The 17924-nt window shown below is 62.1% G+C and carries 15 protein-coding genes and 2 riboswitches; of the genes, 2 read left to right on the top strand and 13 right to left on the bottom strand.

The features are described 5' to 3' along the window. Positions 1 to 69: 69 nt before the first annotated feature. The 6 genes from H663_RS22685 to H663_RS22660 all read right to left on the bottom strand — a co-directional run bounded on the left by H663_RS22685 (position 70) and on the right by H663_RS22660 (position 6087). Positions 70 to 1605 (bottom strand): AMP-binding protein, encoded by a 1536-nt coding sequence (locus H663_RS22685; protein WP_053176946.1) that lies wholly within the window; start codon positions 1603 to 1605, stop codon positions 70 to 72. Between the two features lie 517 nt (positions 1606 to 2122). Beyond that, positions 2123 to 3280, bottom strand: coding sequence for a bifunctional diaminohydroxyphosphoribosylaminopyrimidine deaminase/5-amino-6-(5-phosphoribosylamino)uracil reductase RibD (gene ribD / locus H663_RS22680; RefSeq protein ID WP_240620317.1), 1158 nt, complete (start codon positions 3278 to 3280; stop codon positions 2123 to 2125). A 49-nt stretch (positions 3281 to 3329) separates the two neighbouring features. Further along, entirely contained in the window at positions 3330 to 3755 is a 426-nt protein-coding gene (locus tag H663_RS22675) for a type IV pilus modification PilV family protein (RefSeq protein WP_053175982.1), read from the bottom strand. After that, a complete protein-coding gene (locus tag H663_RS22670) occupies positions 3752 to 4972 on the bottom strand; it encodes a hypothetical protein (RefSeq protein ID WP_053175984.1) in 1221 nt (406 codons plus the stop codon). Before H663_RS22670 ends, H663_RS22675 begins: the two co-directional genes overlap by 4 nt. Beyond that, positions 4969 to 5616, bottom strand: coding sequence for a PilW family protein (locus tag H663_RS22665; RefSeq protein ID WP_240620315.1), 648 nt, complete (start codon positions 5614 to 5616; stop codon positions 4969 to 4971). The genes H663_RS22670 and H663_RS22665 overlap by 4 nt, the downstream gene beginning before the upstream one ends. 9 nt (positions 5617 to 5625) lie before the next feature. After that, positions 5626 to 6087, bottom strand: coding sequence for a type IV pilin protein (locus H663_RS22660; RefSeq protein ID WP_053175986.1), 462 nt, complete (start codon positions 6085 to 6087; stop codon positions 5626 to 5628). Positions 6088 to 6209: 122 nt separating this feature from the next. On the opposite strand from H663_RS22660, the gene H663_RS22655 reads away from it, so the two are divergent. Further along, a complete protein-coding gene (locus tag H663_RS22655; protein WP_053176950.1) occupies positions 6210 to 6800 on the top strand; it encodes a GspH/FimT family pseudopilin in 591 nt (196 codons plus the stop codon). 194 nt (positions 6801 to 6994) lie between these two features. On the opposite strand, the gene nrdR is transcribed toward H663_RS22655, so the two are convergent. The 3 genes from nrdR to H663_RS22640 form a co-directional block, all read right to left on the bottom strand. Beyond that, positions 6995 to 7441, bottom strand: a complete 447-nt coding sequence (gene nrdR / locus H663_RS22650; RefSeq protein ID WP_053175988.1) for a transcriptional regulator NrdR — start codon at positions 7439 to 7441, stop codon at positions 6995 to 6997. 10 nt (positions 7442 to 7451) lie between these two features. Next, on the bottom strand, positions 7452 to 8696 hold the full coding sequence (glyA, locus tag H663_RS22645; protein WP_053175990.1) for a serine hydroxymethyltransferase: 1245 nt from the start codon (positions 8694 to 8696) through the stop codon (positions 7452 to 7454). A 268-nt stretch (positions 8697 to 8964) separates the two neighbouring features. Continuing rightward, positions 8965 to 9732 carry a lytic transglycosylase domain-containing protein gene (locus H663_RS22640; protein ID WP_053175992.1) on the bottom strand — a complete coding sequence of 256 codons (768 nt, stop codon included), beginning with the start codon at positions 9730 to 9732 and terminating at the stop codon, positions 8965 to 8967. Between the two features lie 394 nt (positions 9733 to 10126). Here H663_RS22640 and H663_RS22635 point away from each other — a divergent pair, with 394 nt between their 5' ends. Beyond that, positions 10127 to 12886 (top strand): DUF349 domain-containing protein, encoded by a 2760-nt coding sequence (locus tag H663_RS22635; protein WP_053176952.1) that lies wholly within the window; start codon positions 10127 to 10129, stop codon positions 12884 to 12886. Positions 12887 to 13041: 155 nt separating this feature from the next. Here H663_RS22635 and H663_RS22630 read toward each other — a convergent pair whose 3' ends face one another. From H663_RS22630 to H663_RS22615, 4 genes are all read right to left on the bottom strand, one after another. After that, the gene (locus tag H663_RS22630; protein WP_053175994.1) at positions 13042 to 13524 is read right to left on the bottom strand and encodes a GNAT family N-acetyltransferase; all 483 of its coding nucleotides are present in this window, start codon (positions 13522 to 13524) and stop codon (positions 13042 to 13044) included. Between the two features lie 91 nt (positions 13525 to 13615). After that, the gene (locus H663_RS22625) at positions 13616 to 14671 is read right to left on the bottom strand and encodes a threonine aldolase family protein (RefSeq protein WP_053176954.1); all 1056 of its coding nucleotides are present in this window, start codon (positions 14669 to 14671) and stop codon (positions 13616 to 13618) included. Between the two features lie 40 nt (positions 14672 to 14711). Continuing rightward, entirely contained in the window at positions 14712 to 16103 is a 1392-nt protein-coding gene (locus tag H663_RS22620) for an L-serine ammonia-lyase (RefSeq protein ID WP_053175996.1), read from the bottom strand. A gap of 26 nt (positions 16104 to 16129) precedes the next feature. After that, complete coding sequence (locus H663_RS22615) at positions 16130 to 17395, bottom strand: D-amino acid dehydrogenase (protein ID WP_053175998.1); 1266 nt, start codon at positions 17393 to 17395, stop codon at positions 16130 to 16132. Between the two features lie 63 nt (positions 17396 to 17458). Continuing rightward, positions 17459 to 17560, bottom strand: a riboswitch (glycine riboswitch). Between the two features lie 10 nt (positions 17561 to 17570). Further along, positions 17571 to 17661: riboswitch (glycine riboswitch) on the bottom strand. Positions 17662 to 17924: the final 263 nt, after the last annotated feature.

The following is a 17924-nucleotide window of genomic DNA, read 5'->3' as shown; positions in this document are numbered from 1 at the left end:
CCGAATCAATAAGGGGATGCATTCGTCGCTCGGTGGCACCAGAGCTGGCATGGACTTTGAAAGACCCTCTCAGGCCAGCCGCTGGCGCAGCTCGGTTTTGAGCACTTTGCCGTAATTGTTCTTGGGCAGACTGTCCACCACCACGTAGCGTTTGGGGCGCTTGAAGCGGGCGATCTCTTGCAGGCACAGCGCGTCCAGTGCAGCGGTGTCTAGCGTGTGGCTCGCTTGCGGCACCACAAACGCCACTACCACCTCGCCCCATTCAGGGTCCGGTGCACCGACCACAGCCACTTCAGCCACGCCCGGTGCGTGCAGCAGCACCTCTTCGATTTCGCGAGGATAGATGTTGGAGCCACCGCTGATGATCATGTCTTTGCTGCGGTCTTTCAGGGTCAAAAAGCCATCGGCGTCCAGACAGCCCATGTCGCCGGTGAAAAGCCAGCCGTTCTGGATGGCTTGGGCCGTGGCCTCGGGGTTGCGCCAGTAGCCGGCCATCACGCTGTCGCCCTGAATCAGCACTTCGCCAATCTCGCCCAGTGGCAAGTCGCGGCCTTGCGTGTCGGTCACGCGGATGTTCACCGGGGTTTGCGCCACGCCAATCGAGGCCAGTCGCTGCAGGTGGCGAGGGTGCTGGGTGTCTTGCAGGTGGTGGCGCGACAGGGCCGTGCCCACCATGGGGCTTTCGCCTTGGCCGTAAATCTGCACAAAGCGCGGGCCCATCACGCGCAGCGCTCGCTGAATGTCTGCCGCATACATGGGCGCACCGCCGTACACCACGGTCTTGAAGGATTGGCCACAAGCTTGTTCAGACAAGCCCGCTGCTTCGGCATGGTCCACCAGTCGCTTGACGATGGTGGGCGCGGCAAACATCGACAGCGGCCCGACTTGTTGGCCCAAGGCAAACAACTCGGCTGGATCGAATCCGCCCGAAGGCGGCACCATGTGCTGAGCCCCGGCCATCAGGTGCGGAATGGCGTAAATGCCCGCGCCATGCGACATGGGGGCTGCATAGGCAATGGTGTCTTGCGGGCTGACGGCGTCGACATCGCAGAAATACCCCAGCCCCATGGTCATCAGGTTGCGGTGCGTGATCATCACGCCCTTGGGGCGGCCGGTGGTGCCGCTGGTGTAGAAGAGCCAGGCCAGGTCATCGGCTTGCCGCTCGGTGATCGGGGTGTCGATGGGTTGTTCGGGCAGATGCCAGAAGGCATCGGCCTCGGCGCTGTCCACGTCGATCACGCGCTCCAGATCCGAGAGGTTTTCGCCGGTGTCGCGGGTGATGTCGGCCGTCACAAAGGCCCAGCGGGCCTGGGCGTTGTCGATGATCCATTGTGCTTCGCGCACATGCAGTTTGGCGTTGATGGGCACGACGGCCAGCCCCGCCCACCAGGCGGCAAACACCACTTCCAGATAGCGCACATGGTTGCGCATGAACAGCGCCACCCGGTCACCGGGTTGCAAGCCTGCGGCTTGAAACTGCGCCGCCAAGTGTTGGCAGCGATGGGCCCACTGCGCATGGGTGGCCACACATGGGGTGCCGCAGAAGATGGCCGGGCGCTCGGGGGCCATGCGGGCTTGGCGTTGCAGCAAGTGGGCGAGGTTCAATTCCATGTCTCCAGCAAAAGTGCCGCTATTTTGACCCTGAGTGCCGCATGCAGTTTGTCGCTTGGACGTCTTGATCACTGACGTGCCAAGCCCTCATGTCGGAGCTGACGCTTCCGACGAGGCTTGGGGCTCTTGTAGGTCGGTGGTCGAAGACCCCGACGCATGTTGGCAAACTGACAAGGCATGAATCAGGCACGTGGACGGCTCGGCAAACGTCGGACTCTTCGAGTGCCGACCTACGGGGATGCTTTGGTAGGTCGGTGGTCGAAGACCCCGACGGATGTAGGCAAACTGAGAAGGCATGAATCAGGTACGTGGACGGCTCGGCAAACGTCGGACTCTGCGAGTGCCGACCTACGAGGGACCTACGAGGGCTTGAGGCTCTTGTAGGTCGGTGGTCGAAGACCCCGACGGATGTGAGCAAACTGACAAGACGTGAAAGTGGATCGCAGGTGGTTTGGCAAACGTCGGACTCTGCGAGTGCCGAACTGCGGGTAGGCACTTCAGGGGGCAGTTGTCAGGCGCGGCGCAAGAGCAAACGCACATCCGGGCCGATGCGGTCCACCGCGTGAAAGGCCAACTTCACCGCGTCGCTCAGTGCCGTCAGCGCTGGCAAATTGGCCATGCCTTGGCCGGGGCCGAGCAGCTGGGGCGCGATGTAGATGAGGTATTCATCCACCAGCCCTTCACGGATGAAGGAGCCGTTGAGCTTGTGTCCGGCTTCCACATGCAGCTCATTGATCTCTCGCCGGGCCAGATCGCGCAGCATGGCGGCAAGATCCACCTTGCCGCCGGGGCCGGGCATGTCGATCACGGTGGCACCCCGTGCGATCAGTGCGGCGCGTTTGCCTGCGTGTTGTGCGTCCTGGGGGGCGGTAGCGGTGTAAATCCAGATTTGGCGGGCTTGCTCGCCTGTGCCTTGGGTGTCCAGCAGTTTGGCCGTCAAAGGCATGTCCAGGCGGCTGTCCACCACCACCAGATGCGGTTGGCGAGGCACATCGAGGCCGCGCACATTCAGCAGAGGGTCGTCTTCGAGCACGGTACCGATGCCGGTCAGGATGGCGCAGACACGCGCACGCCAGGCATGGCCGTCGGCGCGGGCCTCGGGTCCGGTGATCCACTGGCTTTGGCCGTTTTGCAAGGCGGTTTGGCCGTCGAGTGAGGCGGCCACCTTCATGCGCACCCAGGGCAGGGCGCGTTCCATGCGGCTGAAAAAACCGATGTTCAGTTCACGCGCTTCAATGGCTTCGTCTGAGCCAGGGGCCAGCGTTTCGGTCTGCACGCCCGCAGCTGCCAAGCGCGCCATGCCTTGGCCTGCCACTTTCGGGTTGGGGTCGGTCATGGCCGCAACCACGCGCCCAATGCCAGCTACGGCCAGCGCATCGCAACAGGGCCCAGTGCGGCCCTGGTGTGCGCAGGGCTCCAGCGTGACCCAAGCGGTGGCGCCTTGCACGCTGTGGCCACGCTCGGCTGCGTCGCGCAGGGCCATGATTTCGGCATGCGGGCCGCCTGCCCGCTGGGTGTGGCCTTGGCCCAGCACCGCGCCGTCAGAGGCAGTGATGACGCAGCCCACACGCGGGTTGGGCGAGGTCAGCCACAGGGCCTGACGGGCCAGATTCAGGGCGGTTTGCAGGGGGTGGGGCAGGGGGGAGAGGGGAGCGATTGAAGCAGGCACGGCGGTCAAATGATGAGGGTATTCAGGCGCTGCACCTGAAAAAAATCGATTATGGCCCGGTTACCCAAGCGGGCACAGCCGAGACGCTGCTGTGCCATTCGATGCGCTTGTCGGCCGAGGCGCTTGAAAGGACTGCGCCGTTGGCACTGTTGCCGCTGGCGGCCCAGCTCACGCTCACTTGCAGGTCTTGAATCTGGCCGTTGCCTCGCGCTGTGCTGCGCGCTTGCCGGGTGTAGCGCACGCCTTGCACCAGGATTTTTTCTTCACCGGGGCAAACGCTGGCGCGGGCATGCAAGCAGTCCATGGCCTCCTGGGCCAGGTGCTGGGCCACGGTGTGTTGGCGGCTTTCGCTGGCCATGTGCAGGGTTTTGAGGGTCAATTGCGTAGCGCCCACCAGCCCGATGCCCAGCACAGCGGAGGCGATCAGGGCTTCTATCAAGGCCATGCCTTGCTGGGTGTGGGCGCAGCGTGTCATGGCGTGCCCTCGCTCCAGCTGCCGTTGACGCGTTGCACCCGAGTCGCATCCATGCCCTCTGGCCAGTTCAGGATGTAGGCATTGCGCCCGTCGGGGCGGGCCAGCAGCGTGCCAGATCGCCATTCGGGTATGCCGGACTCCACCACCAGCTGGCCTTCAATGGTCCCGGCTTGCCAGCCGCGCATTTTTTCGTCGTTGCAACCCGAGTCGATCAAGACGCTGCCGTAGATGCGCACGCCCGTGCCGATGCGCGGGCAGCGCTGGGCGCAGGCCTTGGCCGAAAACACCAGCAGGGCCGGTGTGTCTGCCGTGCCCACGCTTTGCTGCCAGTCTGCGGGGCTGTCCACCCAGTAAATCGAGCGGGGCGGCGTGGTTTGCGCCGTCAGGCCGTTGCGCTCTTGCGCGGTGGACCAAGCTTGCAGTTGTGTGTCGGTGATGTCGCCCAGCAAACTTTGCCAAGCGGCGCGGATGCAGGGGCTGCGCGGCACCGCCACCGCGGGCCCGGTTTTGCTGCCACCGCCTGGCAAGGTGTTGGTGCTCAAGGCCAGGCAGGCGTTCTTTTCGGCAGTGGAAATGCTGCCATTGCGGTTGGTGTCCACCACGAAATGCGTCAACACCGCCGGGCCTTTGGCGGTGCTGGCGCAGGCTTCGTCTTTGCTGACCAAGGGGCACACGCGCAAGCTGGCACCAGTGGCCTCACTCACGCAGCCGTTGAGCACCAGCGCCGCCTGGGCAGACAGCACCGGTGCCGCAGCCACGGTAGGCACGAAGACGCTTTCTCGCACTTGGGCCTGGCTGTTTTGTCCGCTGATGATGGCGCTGGCATGCAAGGTGAGCACATGCGGCGACAGGACCAGGTCGCGCACCGCTGTGGCGCTCAGTTGGGCTTGTGGCATGGCCGGGTGTTGTGCAGGGTTCAGGCGCGTGCACTGCCACTGCGGCCCGCTCACGCTCGCAGGGCAGGTGGACAAGGTGTTGAACAGGGCATTGACCTCCGGGCCTGTGTGGGGCAGCGTGGCCTGTGCGCTGGCCAAGGCGGCATCGGCCGCCAGTCTGGCCTGGCTGGCGCGGGCGTGGTTGTGGCTGGCCAATTGGTCCATCAACACACTGCGGGCGCTGTAAAAACTGGCCAAACTGGCCAGGATCACCAGCCCAATGGCCACCAGCAAGGTGATGGCACCGTTTTGTCGCAACAAAGGTGACCGTGTTCTTGTCATGGGCAAAACCGCGCTTTCATGACAGCGGGCAGGTCGTTGCGCAAATGCACGGTCTGAGTCAGGCTGACTTGCCGGGTGGCATCGCCCGGCCACTGAGCCGTCAAATTCATTTGAACGCTGCGGTGCAGCCAGCCTTGGTGCAGTTCGCAGCGCAACTGCCAGCTCAGCGCCGTGATTTCCAGACTGGTCTGGTCGGTGATGGCTTGCCAGTCGCCGCTGGATTGCCAGTTGCCGTTGAGCACACATGATCTTTTGACCATCAACCGTTGGTCTGACAGCCGAAAACCCATGCATTCATCATTGTCTTTTTCGCCGTTGTGGTTGCGGTCGTGGCTGAAGTCGATCCAGTCGTCTTCGATGCTGAAGTCTTCAAAACCATCGCAAAACGTGTCTGTGCAGGCCGTGGGCGAGCGTGTTTCCCAAGCCTTGGCCGAATATTGGGCTTTGCGCAGTTCCCTCGACATCCAGTCCATGGCCGAGCGCAGGTCGTGGTGCAGATGGCTGTCTTGCAGGGCCATGCGGTGGCCGCGCAGGTGGTTGGCCAGCAGCGCGCTGCCTGCGGCCAACACCACCAAACCCACCGACAGGCCCACGAGCAGGCCTGTCAAGGTTTCGCCGCGCTCGCTTTGGTGCGTCATGGGCATGCTGTTTTTTTAGCGCCGCCAGCAGCGGGCCGGGTCGCTGCCCATCTCGGGTCCGGCGCTGAACACCGCAGTCGCACTGCCTTGCCAGCTCAGGCGCAAAGGGTTGCAGTCGCGGTCTGCGGCCTGGGCCCCCAGCGCTGCAGCTTCGATGGTGTAGCTGTCGGCCGTGGCTTCGGTGATGCTGATTTGGTAGTGCCCTTGCGCAGAACGGTCACTGGTCCAGCCCAATGCGCCCAGGGTGTCGGTGTAGTTGTCGTGGGCGCTGCGCCATCGGGCCTGGTCCATTTGCAGTTGCAGCAGGGCGGCTTGTCCATCGCCGCGCCTGGCCTGGCGCTGTTGCTGCTGGTAGGCAGGCAGGGCCAGCGCTGCCAACACGCTCATCAAAGCCAGGCTGATGAGCAACTCGGTCAGGGTCCATCCCGCGCAGTGTTGTGGGTGGTGGGCGTTTGAACCCCTGCATGGCTGGGTCATGTCGAGTCTCCCTAGTTTTTGAAATTTATGTATCCTTTTGTAGCATTTTTTAATGAGGCTTGGCAAGCTGTGCGGCAGACTTGCTGCTACCTGGCTCCAGTATCCCCATGCAAGGAGAGCGCATGACACAGCCCGTTTTTTTTCGCAGCGTTCTGACTGCCAACAGGACTCAGACCGGCCAAAGCAAGGGCTTTACCTTGCTGGAGGCCTTGGTGGTGGTGGCGATTTTGGGCATTTTGGTGGCCTTGGCGGCACCGCCTCTTGCGGATTTGCGCGAGCGGCACCAGCTGCAAGCCCAGGCCGAGGGCTTTCTGGACAGCCTGATCCTGGCCCGTTCCGAAGCCTTGCGTCGGCAGCAGCGGGTGACGCTGTGCGCACGCGCCAACGACAGCACCTGCGATCCCGCTGGTGCCTGGCAGCAAGGCTGGTTGGTGTTTGCCGATGCCAACGACAACGCGCAGCGCGATGCCGGAGAGCCGGTGATCGAGGTGCATGCCGCCCTGCCTGCCGCCATGCGCTTGACGGTGACCAACACGCTCAAAGCCTATTTTTCCTATGGTTCAGAAGGGCGCAGCATGAGCACGAATGGAGCATTCATGGCCGGCAGCTGGAAGTTTTGCAGGCCCTCGGCAGAGGTGGGCTGGCAAGTGGTGAGCAATGCGTTGGGCAAGCCCCGGCTGGAAAAATACACCCCGCAGACTTGCTCTCATTGATTCGGCCCTGTGCAGTATTCAATGAAGAAAAGTTTTGTAGGTCGGCAGCTTTAGCTCCGACAAGTGCCCGCGCCTAAGCCTGCAACGTCGGAGCTAAAGCTACCGACCTACGGGCTGACGGTCCAAACAAACGAACCTCAGCTTGCCTGATCAGCAGAGGTTGGGCTGCTGGTTCGTCAGTGCAGAGGACGCTTTCAGCGGACCTCGTCTACCAGGGTCTTGAAGTCGTCGATGTCCTCAAAGCTGCGGTAGACGCTGGCAAAGCGCACATAGGCCACTTTGTCGAGTTTTTTAAGCTCACGCATGACCAGTTCACCCAAGCGGTTGGAGGCGACTTCGCGGTGGGGTTGGTTGAGCAGGTTTTCTTCGATGCGCTCGATCGCACCGTCCACTTGTTCAGTGCTCACCGGCCGTTTGCGCAGGGCCAGGTTGAGGCTGGCGCGCAGTTTTTCGCGCTGGTATTCAATGCGCCGACCGTCTTTCTTGACGATGGCTGGAAAGCTCACCTCGGGTTTTTCGTAGGTGGTGAAGCGCTTTTCGCAGGCTCCGCACTGGCGGCGACGCCGGATGAAGCCCCCATCTTCAGCCAGCCGGGTCTCCACCACTTGGGTTTCGAGGTGACCGCAGAAGGGGCATTTCATGGCTTTGGCTTTACTTGTAGACCGGGAAACGTGCGGTCAAGGCGTTGACCTTGGCGCGCACGGCGGCGATGTTGGCATCGTCCTTTGGGTTGTCCAGCACATCAGCAATCAGGTGGGCTGTGATGCGCGCTTCTTCGTCCTTGAAACCGCGCGTGGTCATTGCAGGGGTGCCGATGCGCACACCGCTGGTCACGAAGGGCTTTTCAGGGTCGTTCGGGATGGCGTTCTTGTTGATCGTCATGTGGGCTGCACCCAAAGCGGCTTCAGCCTCCTTGCCGGTGATGCCCTTGGATCGCAGATCGACCAGCATGACGTGACTTTGGGTGCCACCGCTCACAATGCGCAGGCCGCGCTGGGTCAGGGTCTCGGCCACGATCTGGGCGTTCTTGATCACCTGGGCCTGGTAGTCCTTGAACTCAGGAGCCAGCGCTTCCTTGAAGGCCACAGCTTTGGCGGCAATGACGTGCATCAGCGGGCCGCCTTGCAGACCGGGGAAGATGGCGCTGTTGATGGCTTTTTCGTGCTCGGCCTTCATCAAGATGATGCCGCCGCGCGGACCGCGCAAGCTCTTGTGGGTGGTCGATGTCACCACGTCAGCGTGGGGCACGGGGTTGGGGTAAACGCCTGCGGCAATCAGACCGGCGTAGTGCGCCATGTCCACCATGAAGATCGCGCCGACTTCCTTGGCCACTTTGGCAAAGCGGGCCCAGTCGATGTGCAGCGAATAGGCCGAAGCGCCAGCGATGATCAGCTTGGGCTTGGTTTCACGCGCTTTGGCTTCCATCGCGTCGTAGTCGATGGCTTCGTTCTTGTCCAGACCGTAGCTCACCACATTGAACCACTTGCCCGACATGTTCAGCGGCATGCCGTGGGTCAGGTGACCGCCTTCGGCCAGGCTCATGCCCATGATGGTGTCGCCTGGTTTCAGGAAAGCCAGGAAGACAGCTTCGTTGGCCGATGCGCCGCAGTGCGGCTGCACGTTGGCGGCTTCAGCGCCAAAGATCTGCTTGATGCGGTCAATGGCCAACTGCTCGGCCACATCCACAAACTCGCAGCCACCGTAGTAGCGCTTGCCGGGGTAGCCTTCGGCGTATTTGTTGGTGAGCTGCGAGCCTTGCGCGGCCATGACGGCGGGCGAGGCGTAGTTTTCGCTGGCGATCAGCTCGATGTGGTGTTCCTGGCGCGCGTTTTCGGCCTGGATGGCGGCAAAAATTTCGGGGTCGGCTTGTTCAATCAGAATGTTGCGGTCGTACATGGCAGTCCTTCAAAAAAGATGGAACCTTGGCTTAAACAGGGGTGTTGTTGACAAGGGCTGCCCAGGCGAACGGCTGAAAACCCTGGTCTGGGCCCTGTCTAGGGCCGGTTCCGGGTTGCGCGCTTCCCAGTGGTTTGGGGTGGGTCTTCATTCAAGAGTCACCGCGGTCCACGTCAGAGTGTGCTGCCAGAAGGGTGTCTTCAGTGCAGCGCTCCTATCGCCAGTTGCGCACCCTTCAAGTGTAGCCGAGCCGATTGGCCTCAGACTTTTACAGGGGGTGTGGGCCTGACCGTGTAGCGATGGACGCGGTGGTCAGACCCCGGGTCAGGCGCTCCAGTTGCTTTTGTTCGGTCAGGACGCGATCGATGTACTGGTTGTCGTTCAGTTGACCCGAGGCCATTGCATAGCCTTGCAAAGCTTCTTCCACCGTATCGGATTTTTGTAACAGTTCTTGCAAAAGCCGGGAGCCCACGCGCAAATTGGTGAGCGGGTCAAAGGCGGCCAAACGCCCACCAAAGGGCTTGAGCGTTTCGCTTTGCGCCTGGGGCTCAATTTGCATCAGGCCCATGCCGCCTTGGCTGCCCGATGCGAAAGGGTTGAATTTCGACTCAATGGCCATCACGGCCAGGATCAAGGTGGGGGCAATCTGGCTGCGTTCACCCACGGCCCAGGCTTCAGACACCAAGGCCCCCATGGGTTCGGGCGAGACGCGGTATTTGCGGCTGAGCCAATAGGTCACGGCCAGTTGGTCTTTGGGCAGGTTTTTGACGGCTGTGGCGGTCGAGCGGCTGGCGGCATTGCTGACTTCGGGGATGTCCAAGGTGTCCGCTTGCCGCATTTCCAGCCAGCCCATCAAGGCCTCACTGGCCGATGCTTGCAAGCCGGGGCGGGCAAAGAATGTCAGTGTGACGGCCACCACCACCAGGCCCAGCAGCGCCAGGGTGTGACGGGTGATTTCGACAAAGCCCTCGCGGACATCACCTACACATGTTGTCAGGCTGAACCAAAGGCGGGAAAATTTTGAACTCGCTGTCAAAGCACGTCCTCTCATGCCAAGCCAAATGACTCAGTCACTGGGCTTGTAGGTTGGGGGCAGGAAGCTGCTGACAGTGCTGATGCACTTGCAGCTTGAACCAGGCGGGTGGTCTAGGGTTATCCCTAGCTAGGGATGGACTGGGCGAATTCTAGAAACATTTCATATCACGTCAAGCATATTAATTTTAAATATGTGTGATTTTTCAATATATAGAGGCCAAACTTCACATAAATCAGACAGAGATTGGCTTGTAGAGGCCATGAGTTGCGAGTGATGTGGAAATAAACAGCGAAAATACCGCTTTTGGCTGGATGTGCATGACGATGGCTTGTGCATCCGGTTCCATTGCTTGATGCCGTGTTCGGCATGGATTGTGTTTTAAAGCGTTTTGACCGTGACCTCATCTTCTAAGCCTCTTGACCTTGCCGCCCTTGACCAATTGACCGGGGGCGCCTTTTCGGCAGCCACTTCAGGTGAGCGCAGTGCCCGTGTGCGCGACTGGCTTCAGACCGAGCCTTCGGGCGAGCTGATGAACGAGGTGTACCGTGAGCTGTCAGCCCGTGACAAAGGCGTGGCCAAAATCCTCAAAGAAAAACTCGACGAGATCAAACGTGCCCAAGGTCAAGAAGCCTTGGCCATTGACTGGGCGCAAAAAGCCGAGCAGATGCTGCAAGCACCCCGCCTGAACATTGCCGATGCCCTGGCCTGGCAGCGCGATGCAGCCAAAGCCGGTGCCCCGCTTTCGCGCGAACCTTTGGCCAGCCTGAAAATTCGCTTGGCCGAAGTGGTCAAAAGCGTGGAAGACTTGCAGCACCAAGTGATGGTGCAGCGCGAAGCGGCCGTCTTGCTGGCCCAGCGCATTGAGGTTTTGTCCACCAAACACATTGCCGAGGCGCGAGTGGGCCAGACCGGATTGCAAGCCGATGTGGCCCAGTGGTTGGCCCAGTCAGTCCAATTGACCTCGCATGCCACATGGCCCAGTGTGGACCTGAAGTTCCCCCCCCAGCTGGATGCCGCCAGTAACCAGTTGCAGGCTGTCTGGGATGGCTTTTCTGCAGCGCTGGTGTCGGCGCAGCAAGCGCAAGCCGATGTGTCGGCCCCTTTGCCTCCAGTGCCCGTGTGGGCCGACGAAGTGCGCCGCTCGCGTGGCGAGGCCACGGCCTCCGCAGCGCCTGCCGAGCAGCCTGCCAAACCCGCCAAGCCCAAATTGGACCCGGCGCAACGCCAAGCGCTGCGTGATGCCGCCAATGTGGCCGTGACCGAAGTGCTCGATGCTGTTGAGAAAGAAGTAGCCGAAGGCCACGGCAAAGCGACCGCCGGTGCGGCAGCCGCCTTGCGCGCCGTGCTCAAAACCCATGGCAAGCATCTGGACGCTGCTTTGGACGAGCGTGTGCACAACGCCTTGACGGCTGCTGGTGAACTCGAAGGCTGGCAGCGCTGGCGGGCTGACCAGCTGCGCCAGGAACTGGTGACCAAGGCCGAAGCCTTGCTGGGTGCCGACAAAACCCCCGCCATGGGCGGTCGCAAGATGCAGGAAAACCTGCGCCAGCTGCGCGAAAGCTGGAAACAAACCGACCAGGGCGGCTTGCCCAACCATGCGCTGTGGAAACGTTTTGACGCGGCCTGCAACGAAGCCTACAAAACCGTGCAAGGCTGGCTGGACCAGATCAAGCAAGAGTCCGCCGCTCACCGTGCGCAGCGCGTGGCCTTGATGGAAGAGGTCAAGGCCTGGACTCTGGAACAGGCACAAAGCGATGACTGGCGCAGCCAGTTGCGCGCCTTGCACCAATTTGCCGACCGCTGGCGCAATGCGGGCCACCTGAGCGAAAAATCCTTTGGCGAAATGCAGTCGCAGTGGAAGGCCATCATCAAAGCGGCCGCCGCCCGTCTGGAAGCTGCCCAAAAAGCCAGCATCGAGCGTCGCCAAGCCCTGATCAACGAAGCCCGCGAACTGGGCGCCGCCGCTTTGCGCGTGGACGCCATCAAGGCCTTGCAGCTGCGCTGGCAGACCGAGGCGCAAGCCGTGCCGCTGGACCGCAAGACCGAACAAAAGCTGTGGGAAATTTTCCGCGCCCCCCTGGACGAGGCCTTCCAGCGCAAAGGCGCAGAGCGCCAACAAGCCGTGACCCAGCTCAGTGCCCGTGACCGGGCCGTCATTGACGCGTCAAAGGCCCTGGATGCTGCCAACGCCAGCGGCGATGCCACCCAAATCCGCGCCGCCATGGCTGCGCTGGACGCCGCACTGCGCGGCCAGGCTGAAGCGGCTGCTGCGCAAGCCAAGGCCGCTGAGGTGTCCCCTCCCGCAGCTGCGGATGAGACACCTGCCGCAGTTTCTTCGTCCGCTGAGGATGCTCCAAGCGCGGATGCCGCACAGGCACCAGCGGCGACAGAACCCGCAGCCGATGAGGCGCCCGAAGGCGACGCCGCCCAGGCCGAGCCCGCAGCGGTCGTCACCCCGCCCAAGCCCGCCAAACCGGTGGTGGCTGTGCGTGGCGATGACCGTCCCGGTCAAAAGAAAGCCGAAGCCCCTGCCGGTACTTTTGGTGGCCGTGATGGCCGCCGCGATGGCCGTCCCGGCGAACGCTCAGGCGAGCGTCCAGGGCGCATGGGTGAACGTGGCCCACGCACGGGGGATCGCGGTGACCGCGGGGACCGTTTCCCCCGTGGCGATTTCCAGGACCGGGGCGAACGCGGCCCGCGTCTGGGCGATACCGCTTTCCGTGCCCAACGCGACGCCATGGAGCGCGCCGAAATGTCCTTGCGCAAATTGGCCGCACAGGCCCATGGCGAAACCCTCACGCGCTTGATGGGCGCCTGGCAAGACCGACAAGCTGATGCACTGCCTACTGCTCAGGAACTGGGCAAGGCCGTCAACGCCACCGCCCGCCAAGCCTGGACGCAGGCCATCAGCTCAGCCGCCAAGGCGCCTGCGGCCACGGCTTTGCTGCGTCTGGAAATGGCGGCTGAAGTGCCTACGCCTGCAGACCATTTGTCAGAGCGTCGTGCCCTGCAATTGCAACTGCTGACTCAGCGCAACCAGCCCGGCCCCGCCGAAACCTGGAGCCAGGACGTGGCGCAAGTGCTGTCGGGACCGCATGACGCCGATACGGCGCGTCGTTTGCAAACCGCGCTGAAAAACCTGCTGCGCCGTTGAGGGTCAAAGGGCAAAGGCCAAGCCCGCTTGACCTTTGCCGAATGAGTCGATCAGCACTGGGAACTGGCCCTGTCCACGGGCAGTGTCCATCGAGTCTCAACAATCAGGCAAACCAGCGCTGCAAGCAGTCAACCTTCAGGCGCTGGCTCCTGTGATCAAAGCCACTTTTGCATGAAGCTGGCCTGCCCAGCGTCCGGGTCGAGAGCATAGGGCGCAAAGCCAAAACGCAGGTAGCTCGACAGGGCGCGTGCATTGCCCGTGAGCACTTCCAGCGTGAGCTTGCAGCAGCCGTGGTCTTTGACGTGTTGCTCGGCGGCCGACAGCAAAGCCTGACCGACGCCCGCGCCCCGGTGGCCCGGCAGCACGGCGATGTCGTGGATGTTCATCAGGGGCTGCGCCTTGAAAGTCGAATAGCCCTCGATGCAGTTGACCAGACCCACGGGCGCATCGCCCAGCCAGGCGATGAAGCTGGCCGCTGCCGGTCGTGCCGCCAGGTCATCGCACAGGCGTACTTTCACATCCTGGGCCAGCGCTTGGCCGCCGCCCATGGGGTCTTGGGCGTAAGCGTCCAGCAGCATCACCAAAGCGGTGCGGTGGGTGGGGTTTTGATAATCAACGGGCAGGACTTGGAGGGGCATGGCGGTCTTGTTCTCTTGATGCGCATGGGCGAGAGGTGTGTGGGCTGCTCATTGTCCACGATGCTCGCCGGGCAGGGGCCGCAGTTCTGACTCAAACGTTCAAACTGTGCATGTCGGCCAGCAAGGCGTCCACCGAGGCTTGCGTCGTGTCCCAGGCGCACATGAAGCGGCAGCCGCTGCCCGCAATGAATTGGTAGAACTTCCAGCCCTTGGCGTGCAGCGCATCGACCAGGGCTTTGGGCAAGTGGGCAAAAACGCCGTTGGCCTCGGGGGCGTGCAACACCTGGACACCTTGGATTTGCAACATGCCCTTGTACAAGCGCTGCGCCATGGCATTGGCATGGCCCGCGTTGCGCAACCAGGTGTTGTTGTCGAGCAAACCCACCCAGGGGGCCGAAATGAAGCGCATCTTGGAGGCCAATTGCCCGGCCTGCTTGACGCGCCAGGCAAAGTCTTGCGACAGCTCACGGTCAAAAAAGACCACCGCTTCGCCCACCGGCAGACCATTTTTGGTGCCCCCAAAACACAGCACATCGACCCCGGCTTTCCAGGTGATCTCGGCCGGTTTGCAGCCCAGGTGCGCCACGGCATTGGCAAATCGCGCCCCGTCCATGTGCAGTTTGAGCTTGTGTTTTTTGGCCATCCACGACAGCGCGCGAACTTCGTCCACGCTGTAGACCGTGCCCAGCTCGGTGGCTTGGGTGATGGAGGCCACTTTGGGCCGGGGGTAGTGGATGTCACTGCGTTTGGTGACCAGGGTTTCAATCGCCTCGGGTGTGAGTTTGCCGCGTTGCGCCGCGGCGGACAGGCCTTCGGCCACCAGCAACTTGGAGCCATTGGAGAAAAACTCCGGCCCCCCGCATTCATCGGTTTCGATGTGTGCCACCGGGGTGCAAATGACCGAGTGGTAGCTTTGGCACATGGCGGCGAGCGCCAGGGAATTGGCAGCGGTGCCGTTGAAGACGTAATACACGTCGCAATCAATTTCGAACAGCTCACGCAGCATGTTGCTCGAGCGCTCAGTCCAGCGGTCATCGCCATAGGCGGGCTCATGGCCGCTGTCGTTGGCCTCCAACAGGGCTTGAAGGGCTTCAGGGCAGGCCCCTGCGTAGTTGTCGCTGGCAAATTGTTGTTGTGTGGTGTTCATGGTGTTTTTCATTACAGGGGGCTTGTTGGGCGGGGCGGCTTCAACATTCAACGATGTTGACCGCCAGCCCCCCTCGGGCTGTTTCTTTGTATTTGGTTTTCATGTCGGCACCGGTCTCACGCATGGTTTTGATGACTTTGTCCAGGCTCACGAAATGGCTACCGTCGCCTCGCAAGGCCATGCGTGCAGCGTTCACCGCCTTGACCGAGGCAATCGCATTGCGTTCGATGCAGGGAATTTGCACCAGCCCGCCGACCGGGTCACAGGTCAAGCCCAGGTGGTGTTCCATGCCGATTTCGGCGGCGTTTTCCACCTGCTCGGGGGTGCCGCCCAGCACTGCGCACAATGCCCCAGCGGCCATCGAGCAGGCCACGCCCACCTCGCCTTGGCAGCCGACTTCGGCACCGCTGATGCTGGCGTTTTCTTTGTACAAAATGCCAATCGCTCCAGCGGTGAGCAAGAAATCAATCACACCCTCATCGCTGGCCCCTGGCACAAAGCGCCTGTAGTAATGCAGCACGGCGGGCACGATACCGGCTGCGCCATTGGTGGGGGCGGTGACCACGCGGCCACCAGCGGCGTTTTCTTCGTTCACCGCCAACGCATACAGGTTGATCCAGTCCAGCACGGCCAGCGGGTCGGTCAGGGCTTTTTCGGCTTGACTGCTCAGGTCTCGAAACAGCTGCGGGGCGCGGCGCTTGATTTTGAAGCCGCCCGGCAAGATGCCGTCGCGCAACTGGCCAGCCTGCACACACGCTTGCATGGTGGCCCAAATGTGCAGTAAACCTTGGTCGATCTCAGCGTCGCTGCGCCAATGACGCTCGTTGGCCCGCATCACGCCCGCCACGCTCAGGCCGTGTTCGCGGCAGCGCTGCAGCAGCGCGTCGCCACTGCCAAACGCGATGGGCAGCACGGTGGTGTCGGGGGCCAGGCGCTTTTGGCGCTTGTCGTCTTGCGCCACATCGTCGGTGATGACAAAGCCGCCGCCCACCGAGTAATAAGTGCGCTCGACCAACAGCGCGCCGTTGGCGTCCCAGGCACTCAGTTTCATGCCGTTGGCATGAAACTGCAGGGCCTGATTGCGGTAGAACAGCAGGTCGGTTTTTTCGTTCCAAGGGACAAGGTGCGTGCCCAGCAGGGGCAAGCGGCATGCGCTGCGAATGCGGGCCAAAGTGGGCTCGATCTCGTCGATGGGCACGGTTTCGGGGTCCAGGCCGCACAGGCCCAGGATCACCGCCTTGTCGCTGCCGTGGCCTTTGCCGGTGGCCCCCAGCGAGCCGTGCAGGCTGCAGCCCACACGGGCCGTGTGTTCCAGCAGCCCGTGGCTGTGCAGGTGTTGCACAAACATGCGGGCGGCCCGCATGGGCCCCACGGTGTGCGAACTGCTGGGGCCGATGCCAATTTTGAAGAGATCAAATACCGAAACAGCCATGAGAACGCTCCTGGTGGCGGGGGGTGTCAGGCTTGCGCCAGACGCGTGGGGCCTGCAGGCGACACGTTGGCGTGCGACCACGCCAACACATGCCCAGCCAGATGCTGCGCCGTGATGGCCGAGAGTGTCCAGCCCAGGTGCCCATGGCCGGTGTTGTAGAACACATTGGCCTTTTTGCCCGAGCCTACACGCGGCAGCATGTTGGGCATCATGGGGCGCAGACCAGCCCAGGGCTCGGCGCGGCGCGTGTCCACGCCGGGGAAGCATTGGTTGACCCAGTTGACCAAGGGCTTGATGCGGTCGGCGCGGATGTCCAGGTCGATGCCGTTGAACTCGGCCGTGCCCGCCACACGGAAGCGGTCTGCGCCCAATCGGCTCGTGACCAGCTTGGTCTCGTCGTCCAGCAAGCTCACCTGCGGCGCGGCGGCTTGGCTGGCGGCGTCATTCAGGCCCACGGTGATCGAGTAGCCCTTGACGGGGTAGATGTTCAGGCGGTCGCCCAACTGCGCGGCCAGGCTGCGGCCATGCACGCCCGCACAGATCACGATGCCGTCAAAATTCAGCGTCTCGGTCTGGCCCTGGTGCTGCACTTGCACCGTGGCGGTTTGGCCGTTCGATGCGACATTCAGTACCTGATGTTCAGTCAAGATTTTCACGCCCAGGCGCTCGCAGGCCTTGGCCAGGCCGAAGGTGAATTTGTGGATGTCGCCGGTGGAGTCGCTTTCGGTGAAATAGCCGCCGTAGTACTGGCCTTGCAGGGTCGGTTCGATGGCTTTCATTTCGTCGGGCGTCACGGCGCGGCGGGGCAGGCCGCCTTGGGCCAGCAGCTTGGAGACTTCGCCCGCGTGGTCAAAGCCTTTTTTGTCGCGGTAGATGTGCAAGATGCCTTCGCGCTTGTGGTCAAAGTCGATGCCCTCAGCCTTGGCCCAGGCAAAGTGGTGCTCGCGCGATTCAATGGCCAGCCGGGCCGTGGCGATGGTGTTGTCTTTGTATTTGGGAATGGCGGCCACGAACTCGGCCATCCAGCTGAGCTTGTGCCAGGTGGGGGCGGGGTTCATGAGCAGGGGCGCATCGCTTTGCAGCATCCATTTGAGGCCCTTGATGATCGTGGACGGATGGGTCCAGACTTCGGCATTGGAGGCCGACAGTTGCCCGCCATTGGCATAGGACGTTTCCATGCCGGGGTAGCGGTTTTTCTCGATCAGGGTGACCTGGATGCCCTGTTGGGCCAGGGCGTAGGCGGAGGTGACGCCGGTGATGCCGCCGCCAATGATGACCATGTGTTTTTTCATAAGGAGTTTTCTCTTCAAAACGTCTCAAACAGGTGGACACGCTGCGCACCGAATGTGCGCGGCATGACCCCCTCTGTTTGAAACCTGAGAGATTCACCTCGGATGAGGCTTGCTCCTGCGGTGGACCCCGGTGACGAATCGGGGGCGCTCTTCAGAGTTTTTGACACGGATGTGTCGACCTGCATCGGTCCTTTGGCCTGAGAGTTTCCGGGGTGGTTGCTCCTTCGGCGCTGTCTGCGGTTGACAGTCTCTCCCGATGCGGGATTTTTTGGTTTTGAATCGGTGTTCTTCCTGATTGATTCGGCCCTGTGACGTTTTCAACGCTCAAAGATGTCGTAGGTCGGTGGTTGAAGACCCCGACATGGGCCTGTGCCAAACCCATCAAGTCGGACTCTGCGAACACCGACCTGCGAAGTAAAAGGCTCGAAGATGTTGTAGGTCGGCGGTCGAAGACTCCGACATGAGCATGTGCCGAGACCCATAACGTCGGACTCTGCGAGTACCGACCTACGAGATGACACTTCTTGCA

Origin of the sequence: Limnohabitans planktonicus II-D5, from assembly GCF_001270065.2 — a bacterium.
Taxonomy (GTDB): Bacteria; Pseudomonadota; Gammaproteobacteria; order Burkholderiales; family Burkholderiaceae_C; genus Limnohabitans_A; species Limnohabitans_A planktonicus.
Note: the sequence above shows the minus strand (reverse complement) of the source record. Positions and strands in the feature narration are given on the sequence as shown.